1 protein-coding gene is annotated in these 1,930 nt (G+C 69.0%); it reads right to left on the minus strand.

Annotation, left to right across the window (positions count from 1 at the left end):
- Positions 1–1,929, minus strand: a 1,929-nt coding sequence (locus HMPREF3086_RS15245) for an AAA family ATPase (protein WP_371441677.1), incomplete at its 3' end; no start/stop codon positions are given.
- Position 1,930 lies beyond the last annotated feature (1 nt).

Below are 1,930 nucleotides of genomic sequence, written 5' to 3' on the forward strand. Positions count from 1 at the left end.
GTCGTGGTCGCCGGCGGAGTGCATGTGGGCATCCTCGGCGCCCGTGTCGAGGGTGGGTTCACATACGGCGTAGGCGCGGTTCTCTTTCTTGCCGCGGGTCATGGCGACGTACAGGCCGGCACGGTCCACGCCAGCGTCGATGACGGCGTGGACGGTATCGACGGTGGCGCCCTGCGCGCGGTGGATGGTGGCCGCGTAACCGAGGTGGATGTGCTTGCCGGCGTAGCTGGCGGGGATGAGCATGGCCTGCCCGGTGGAGGAGTCGCGCACCCCCAGTGACCCATCGTCAGCGATGCCGGTGACGGTGAACAACTGTCCGTTGATGACCCGTCCGAGGTAGGTGCAGTCGCCGGTGTACAGCGTGGAGTTGGTGCGGGCGATGACGGTGTCCCCGACACCGACGGTGTCGCCGCGCGCGACCCTGGTGGTGTGTGCGTCGTCGACGAGTCCGTCGGCGATGCGGCTCGAGCGGATCACTTCGTTGAGGGTGTCGACGTCGGCGTTGGTGGAGGCGATGATCAGTGCCTGTCGGCCCGCCGTGGTGTCGGCCAGGAACGCCTGAGCGGCTTCGGTGAGCATCTGCTCCCGGTGCCCGCCGGTGATCCAGCCGCGCTCGTTGTAGAGCGCCAGCGCGCCGGGATCGCCTTCGCGAAGGGCGAGGGTCGCGCCGGCTTGGTCGGTGTCTGCGCCCATGCGCATCACCTCCCGGAGCTCCACTGTTCCCGGGGTGCGGGTCAGGTCGGCGAACAGACCGCCGGTCTCGACAGCAGCGAGCTGCTTGGGGTCGCCGATCAGTCGGAGAATGGCCCCGGACTCGGCGGCGATCTCAGTCAGCGCGGCCAGGTTCTCGGTGCTGGCCATGCCCGCTTCATCCACGAGAAGCATGTCCCCAGGTGTGATCGTGACCGGTAGTGCGTCGAGCGATTTCCCGGGCAGGTTCGGGTGCCGGCCGAGCCAGGTGAAGGTCAGCGAGTCGATGGTGTGACAGTCGGTACCGATGTCGCCTGCGAGGACGCTGGCCGCTGCCGCGGAAGGAGCAAGGCCGATAACCGACCGGCCGGTGTGTTGCCAGGTGCGGGCCACGACCTTCATGGATGCGGTCTTGCCGGTCCCGGCCGGACCCACCCCGGCGGCCAGGAGCGTTCCGGCACCAATGAGGTGCTGCGCCAGAGCGGTCTGGCCGGCATTGAGGGACCAACCCTCGGCGTCCTCGTGCGCCTTCAGCGCACGGTCGAGGTCGGCTCGGGTAGCGATCACCGCGACCGGCGTGTGGGCCGCTTCGAGGGTGGCGGTCTCGGCGTCCAGCACTGCCTGAGTGGTGAACTTCTCGGCGCCTGCGTGCCGGTCCACACCGGCCCCGCTTGGCCCGATCAGAGGGCTGGGAAGGTCCAGAATCTCCGGCGGGGTCAGCTCGATGACGAGTTCTCCCATGGCGGTGGTCATGACCTGTTCGTGGGCCCGGTCCAGGGCCTCGGGGGCCTCGAATCGGTAGCCCTTGAGCGCGGTGGATACGGCGGTGTCGATGTGGGAACGGCGGAACTGTGCCCGGCGTGCGGTCACTGCCGCCACCGCCTGCTCGGCCACCAGGCGGGCGTGGACCTGGGCGTCGAACAGCTCCCGCGACACCTGGCTCCGACCCTGCCCGGTGACCTCGCCAACCACGCTGTCCACCGCGTGCGTGCCGACGACTTTCTCGGCCATCTCCCGCCAGGTGGCGCGGTGCTCGGACAGGGATTGGGCGGGCTTCTTGGCGTCGCGGGTGTCGAGGATGGCCTTCTGCCACAGGGCGTAGGACGCCCGCTGGGAAGGCTGCCGGCCATTGGCCACCACGTACTCCGACACCAGTCGGTCATAGACCGGCCTGGCCAGGGCTCGGCGGGAGGAAAAGGCGTCGATCAGGCGGCGGTCGATTCCCTTGATTTCCCAGATC

This window comes from Dietzia sp. HMSC21D01, from assembly GCF_001815995.1.
GTDB lineage: Bacteria > Actinomycetota > Actinomycetes > Mycobacteriales > Mycobacteriaceae > Dietzia > Dietzia cinnamea.